At 57.5% G+C, this 6,808-nt stretch carries 6 protein-coding genes; 4 read left to right on the top strand and 2 right to left on the bottom strand.

The window, feature by feature from the left end; genetic code table 11:
• The first annotated feature begins 697 nt into the window (after positions 1-697).
• On the top strand, positions 698-1,189 hold the full coding sequence (locus E1K68_RS11775; protein ID WP_094775375.1) for a GNAT family N-acetyltransferase: 492 nt from the start codon (positions 698-700) through the stop codon (positions 1,187-1,189).
• A gap of 330 nt (positions 1,190-1,519) precedes the next feature.
• Positions 1,520-1,918, top strand: coding sequence for a hypothetical protein (locus E1K68_RS11770; protein WP_057710011.1), 399 nt, complete (start codon positions 1,520-1,522; stop codon positions 1,916-1,918).
• Positions 1,919-2,127: 209 nt separating this feature from the next.
• Here E1K68_RS11770 and E1K68_RS11765 read toward each other — a convergent pair whose 3' ends face one another.
• Positions 2,128-3,426 (bottom strand): hypothetical protein, encoded by a 1,299-nt coding sequence (locus tag E1K68_RS11765; RefSeq protein WP_057710012.1) that lies wholly within the window; start codon positions 3,424-3,426, stop codon positions 2,128-2,130.
• A gap of 94 nt (positions 3,427-3,520) precedes the next feature.
• Positions 3,521-4,714, bottom strand: coding sequence for a YgcG family protein (locus tag E1K68_RS11760; RefSeq protein ID WP_057710013.1), 1,194 nt, complete (start codon positions 4,712-4,714; stop codon positions 3,521-3,523).
• A gap of 131 nt (positions 4,715-4,845) precedes the next feature.
• Between E1K68_RS11760 and E1K68_RS11755 the strand changes: the two genes are divergently transcribed.
• On the top strand, positions 4,846-5,661 hold the full coding sequence (locus E1K68_RS11755) for an alpha/beta hydrolase (protein WP_212614129.1): 816 nt from the start codon (positions 4,846-4,848) through the stop codon (positions 5,659-5,661).
• Positions 5,651-6,787 (top strand): PAS domain-containing sensor histidine kinase, encoded by a 1,137-nt coding sequence (locus tag E1K68_RS11750; protein WP_212614128.1) that lies wholly within the window; start codon positions 5,651-5,653, stop codon positions 6,785-6,787. Before E1K68_RS11755 ends, E1K68_RS11750 begins: the two co-directional genes overlap by 11 nt.
• Positions 6,788-6,808: the final 21 nt, after the last annotated feature.

Raw genomic sequence — 6,808 nt, 5'->3', positions numbered from 1 at the left:
GATGCGAAGCGAGCCGCTCTTGATCTTGATCTGCTTTTGATCTCAGGCGCCCCGTCAAACCACGCTGGCCGGAATTCGACAGGGATTTGGGGGGCAAACCGGCAGGGATGCCGGTTTAGCCGCCCCGCGCCATGGATGGCGCGTGGCGGCGGCCCCCCAAATCACTGGCGGATTACGGGCACACCGAGCCTAAGCGAGGTGCCGAGTGGTGGGGCAAGAGCGCTTTGCTTACTTTCGCGCTTTTCGAAAGTGAGACGCCGTCAGGGCGGAACCCTAAGTGGCCGTTACCGCAGGAATGGATATGTACCCGGTATAACTGCGTCGCCTGTTAGGCCGTCTTCGCGAGCAAGCCAGCTCCCACAGTTGGATCGTGGGTATCAGGTAGATAGGTGTCGGCTTTCAGGCCGCCATCGCAGGCAAGCCAGCTCCCACATTTGGATCGCGGGGTGTCAGGTAGGTAGGTGTCGGCTGGCAGGCCGACATCGCAGGCAAGCCAGCTCCCACATTTGGATCGCGGGGTGTCAGGTAGATAGGCTTCGGCTGTCAGGCCGCCATCGCAGGCAGCTTCCACAGTTTGATTGCGGGGCACCAACGTTGAACCTCCCGCTTGAGCCTTCAGGGCCAGAGGCCTTACGGTGCCAAAGGAGCAACGTTTCTCTATGATGTGGCCTTTGACTGAACATCCCTGGAACCGCCCATGCCCCCCCTCACCTTGCGCAACGCCCTGCCCACCGACGCCGCACGCTGCTTTGAAATCGAAACCAGCGCCTACGAAGGTGACGAAGCCGCAACGCTTGCAAAAATCGCCACGCGCATCGCGCAGTATCCTCAAGGCTTTTTGATCCTCGAGGAAGATGGCGCAGTGGTGGGTTTCATCAACTCAGGCTGCGCCCATGAGGTGGTGATGTCGGACGAGGCCTTCAAGGAGTTGGTGGGCCATGTGGCCGAGGCGCCGAATGTGGTGATCATGTCGGTGGTGGTCGACCCGTCCCATCAAGGCAAAGGCTATGCAAAAAAGCTGATGACGGCGTTCGTGCAACACATGAGGATAATGGGCAAGCAGACGATCCACCTGATGTGCAAGGAACAGCATGTGCCGCTGTACCGCCGCATGGGCTACACCTACGTACAACCTTCGCCGTCGGATCACGGCGGGATGGCGTGGCATGAAATGACAATGACTCTCTAAGAGCACACCGTCGCAAGCGCGATCATGTTTATGTTTCCAAGCGTGACGCCGCCAAAAGCTGCACCGCGAACAAATGCGTTGCAACAGGTAAAAAACCTGGATTTATCGGCACTGTCCGACGCCAGGCCGTAGCGCTGCAAACGCTCTGCGAGACTCTGCCTACAGCCAATCCCTCTCTCGGCACCCTCGACCCCGCAGCGATTTCATTCCGTTACATTCATTCCGAATGGGCCTCGTTGAGCATCCCCAAACCGCGCGCTAACCTGCGAAACACCCAGCCAGGGCCAGGTCCTGGCGGGTCAATTCATTCGCTACCAAAGAGGTGCAGCCATGACTTCAATCAAGAGTTCCGTCCCCTTCACACCGGCATACCCGCCCGTTGACAAAGGTCATATCGACAGTGGTCAAGCCAGGCATAACCCTCTGGATAAAACAGCCGGGGAAGACGCAGAAATAGCCAATGGCAAAGGCGGCTGGAAAAACGCCAGCAAAGACTATAGAAGCCACGCCAACCGCACTCGGTTGGAACACAACTTCCTGCCTTCGGACAAGAAGATCGTCGATGACACTCAGGCCAACGCCGCCATCCGGCACCCCAACACCGCCTTCGGGCCTGCCGTCTCGCCTGCGGATCACACTGGCGTCGACAGCTCTCAGGTCAATGCCCATCGTGAACCGATCAACTTCGAAATAACGCCCGACGGCAACGGTGGTTGGACCAAGTTGTGACAACCCACTGTTTTCTGCCTAAGCCGCCGTAACACGCAGGGCTTTGCCGAACAACCGCCCCCATGGGTTGCACCCTGGAAGGTATAGCTCGGCGAGCCCAACGACGCTTACCCATGCCGATGTACAGGACGCCCTCAAAGGCGGCTTGACGAAGGGTGATTGCTGGTATTAAGCGTCTGTCCCTTGGCGAATAGGTGCCATGGCACTGGTCATCGACCTCGCGTTGACAGCAGTTTTCTCAGCACGCCATATTCACGTTTGATCAACTGATGCACCGTGTCCCTGTTCGCTGTTGGTTTGTCGGACCGCTCATCCCTTTTCTCACTGATTTTCAATAATGCGTCAGCACATCCGTGCGCTTTAAAATAATCCTCGGTATTAACCCGTGGCAACGGAATCAACCCACCACGGCGGCTATCAAACACAACACCTTTTACTTCATAGGCTTTCAAGACCTGCTTAAGCCCGCCATCGAAGCTTATAAACATCGGTATAAAAAAGTCTCCCATGCCTTGAGACATGATCAATGTCTCCATGAGCCGTGGCGCCGCCATGTCCCACGCAATATTGTCGAGTTTTTTCAATAGCCTTCTGGGTGCCTTTTGGCTTTTTTTTATTTTTTCCAACATCGAAATTAACCGAGGATCAACAAAATACTTATGTGCAACAATCGCCTCACGGTCCAAATAAACGCCAACCACGTCATTAACATAATCAAAAAATTCGGAAATTTTATGCTTTGCCGACTTATTAGATGACAATTGAATCTTCACCATCCCAATCACTTGCAACAAGATGACACGTTGCATCAAGGCAAAACTCAGAACCTGCGCACGCCCTTCTTCAGAAGCATAATAGCTGTGGCTGAAATTAATCGCCCTGCGGGCGGCCTCTCGGTGGGTGAACCTCGGTTTAGGATTAGAGGTGCGTTTGTATTCAGCGCAATCGATGCTTCTGAACAGCTGAAGACTGACCAAGTTATTCCTGAATTTTTTACTTAACGTCTTCCAAAACTTCAAGGGTGAATACGCAGCGCACTGGTGAATATTTTTCACCTCTTTTACGTTCTCCGCCATGTAGTAAAAATAATCAAAGTTCAGATCATCATTCAAAATATCATCGACAAACGCGACCACTCTGTGATGCATGGTTTTTAACGGACGCCCGCGCATCAACGCATCCACATACGAGGCCATATTAGTATCAAACATCAAACTATAGTCGATTTTAAAGTCCGCACGCCCTTGCTGATGATAGGAAAACAGAATCCTGTCATTCAAAAAATAGACTTCCCCACCTGAAAAATAGGGAACCAGTACCGCCTCATCGCCTTTCGCATACTTTTTTACGGCGCCTGGAATATTCGCCCGCTTATAATCTTCCAAGGCAACAATAGCGGTGATAGTTCCTTTCAAGCCAGTCGACATCCAGATCTGATCTACTTCTGAAGCGCTCCGGGCCTTGGATAACAAATAGGCAAGCTTCTCTACTCCTGGCAACTCTCTCACAAAATAAAATCCTTACATCAGATAAAACATCGTCCCCTCACACTAAAAACACCCAGTTTCCAGATTTGAATTGGGGGCACATCCGTTGACTTGCTTACCAACTACCAGACGCCCCACCGCCGCCACTGGAACCGCCACCGCTCGACGAACTACTGCTGGAACTGGAGCTGCTGGAACTTGAACTGGACCCACCGCCGGAGCCAGAACCTTCGCCGACCTTGCCAAAGATAATCAGCGCGACAAACGACGCGATAGGAAATGCCAGCAACCAGGCGTCGCGATCGCCGTCCATTACCTGCCCCGCCACCCCGTACACGGCCACCGCCGCCAGCAGTCGTACGGCAAAACCTGCGCGGCTGGTGCGCCATGTCTCCCTCATGAGCAGCAGTAGCACCAGGTACAACCCCAGCACCACCAAGACGCCCAGGGGCCACAGCAGCCAATGGATGAAACTGACATCCACATACTGGTTTGCTACTACCAGTCCGAGGATGTAAGCCAGCAACCCGATCACGCCGTAAAACAGCGTGCGCACCTGCCACAACGCGCCGAATAGCGCGCCGCCAATCAACAAGGTCAGCGGCATTGCAAACAGGAACATCGGCCAGTCTCGACCGCCGGCCAATACCGTCAGCAACAGCGTGGCCGCCACCGCGAGGATCAAGGCCCTGCGCCAGTGCAACTTGCCGGCGGCGATCAACACACCGGCGAGCGCACCCAGGACAAACGCCGCCAATATCGCGAAAAATTGCGGGTTGATCCCCGGCCCGGCCACTTCAGGCAGGTCGCCGCCGTCCACCAGTACCACCAGCGCGTTCACGCCTTGCTGGATGCCACCGGCAAAATCGCCCTGACGAAACGCTGGAGTGAGGCGTTCTTCAATGATGCGATGGGCCAGTAGATCGGTAACGATGCCTTCCAGGCCATAACCCACCTCGATGCGCACTGTGCGGTCGGCTTTGGCCACCACCAGCAGGATGCCGTCGTTGACGTCCTGGCGCCCCAGCTTCCAGGCGCGGAACAGTTGGTTGGCATAGTCTTCGATGCCACTGCCGCCGGTAGTCGGCACCAGCAATACGGCCACTTGCGCGCCTTTGCGTTGTTCAAGGTCGGCGAGTTGTTGCTTGAGGCGCAGCACGGTGCCCGAGTCGAGGGTGTTGGTCAGGTCAATGACCCGCTGATCAAGGGCTACCCCAATCGGCGAGGTGTCCGCATGAGCGGTGATCAACAGGCTGGAAAATACCAAGGCCAGTAGGCTGAACACCGATTGCCGCACAAGCACGATCATGTATGGTTACCTGAAGTCTCTCCCTGAAGGCGCCGACTTTACCTTATCTGCGTGCAAACGCGTGACCCAGGGCCTGCGACTATCTAAACTGCCGATAAGCTGCATAGCAATAAGCCATCTACGGGACGCCCATGGACCTAAGTCACCGCAACAATGTACATGTGATGGGCAACGGTCCCTCGACGCTGGTGTTTTCCCACGGCTTTGGTTGCAACCAGGCCATGTGGAATGCCTTGGCACCGCACTTTCTCGAGCGCTTTCGCGTGGTGCTGTATGACCTGGTCGGCGCCGGCCTGTCAGACTTGAGTGCGTTCGAAAAAGCCAAATACAGCCGCCTGGATGGCTATGCCCATGACCTGAACGAGATTATCGACGCCTACGCCCAAGGCCCGGTGATTCTGGTGGGCCACTCGGTGAGCGCGATGATCGGCACCCTCGCCGACCGTTTCATCCCGCAGCGCATTGCCGCGCACGTGATGATTGGCCCATCGCCGCGCTATATCGACACCGATGAGTATGTCGGCGGTTTCCAGCATGGCGACATCGACGACCTGCTCGACACCCTCGACAGCAACTACCTGGGCTGGTCCAGCGCCATGGCCCCGGTGATCATGGGCGCGCCGACGCAGCCGCACCTGAGCGAGGCGCTCACCGAGAGTTTCTGCCGCACCGAGCCGGACATCGCCAAGCAGTTCGCCCGCGTGACCTTTCTGTCGGATAACCGCCAGGATGTGTTCGGCCTGACTACCCCGGTGCTGATCCTGCAATCGACCGAAGACCTGATCGCTCCCGTGGCCGTGGGTGAATACCTGCACGCCGTATTACCTAACAGCACCTATTGCCTGGTCGAGAATGTCGGCCATTGCCCCCACATGAGCGCCCCCCAGGCGTGCACAGCAGCGATGGACCGCTTCCTCGCCCCTTGGGCGGCTGCCGATGCCCACTGATTCACTGTTTGACAGCGCGGCCTGCGCCCTGGCGGTGACCCAGGAAGACGGCACGATCCTGCACGTCAACCCGCGCTTGTGCGATTGGCTGGGCTTCACCGCCGCCCAACTGCTGGGCCGGCGTTTCCAGGACCTGCTGGCCATGGGCGGGCGGATTTTTTACCAGACGCACCTGGCGCCGATGCTGCGTATGCATGGCAGCGTCACCGAGGTGAAACTCGACATCCGCCATTGCAACGGGCGCAAAGTCACGGTCTTGCTCAACGCCAACCAGCGCCAGCAGCCCGACGGCGTGGTGTATGACTTGGCGTTGTTCGGCACCACCGACCGTGACAAGTACGAGCGCGAGCTGCTCAATGCCCGCAAGCAGGCCGAAGCCCTGCTACAGGAAAAAACTGCTACGGAACTGGCCCTGCAACAGGCCCAGGCCGAGCTGAGCGAAGCCTATGCCATTGCTCAGCGCCGGGCGTTGTTTGCCGAACAGATGGTGGCGATTGTCAGCCATGACCTGAAAAACCCACTCACCGCGATCCGCATGGCCTCCGACTTTCTCCAGCGTGGCGAGCGCACGGCCAAGGAGCGCCAGCTGTTGGGGCACATCGGCCAGTCGGCCGAACGCGCCCACCGCATGATCGCCGACCTGCTGGACTTCACCCAGGCCCGGGTCGGCCAGGGCATTACCATCAAGCCGCAACCGCTGGACCTGCACAGCGTTATTCATCGCAGCGTCGACGAACTGCGGGTGGCCTTCCCCAAGGCCACGCTGGTGCATCACGGCGAGGGCCAGGGCGATGCGTGCCTGGACGCCGACCGCGTGCAACAGATGATCGGTAACCTGGTGGCCAACAGCGTGGCCTATGGCGACTTGCTGCAGCCGATCACCATTACCTCGCGCCTGGGCGATAACACCTGCGAGGTTGCAGTGCACAACCACGGCCCGGCGATACCCCAAGCCTTGCTGGCCGGGTTGTTCGAACCCATGACCCGCGGCACCGACCAGGGCAGCGACGTGCGCAGCGTGGGCCTGGGCCTGTATATCGTGCGTGAACTGGCCAGGGTGCATGGCGGCGATGTGGCAGTGAGTTCCTGTGAGGCACGCGGCACAACCTTCACTGTGACGTTCTAAACGTAGGAGCGAGCTTGCTCG

The organism is Pseudomonas sp. B2021, from assembly GCF_018135665.1.
Taxonomy (GTDB): Bacteria; Pseudomonadota; Gammaproteobacteria; order Pseudomonadales; family Pseudomonadaceae; genus Aquipseudomonas; species Aquipseudomonas lactis.
Note: the sequence above shows the minus strand (reverse complement) of the source record. Positions and strands in the feature narration are given on the sequence as shown.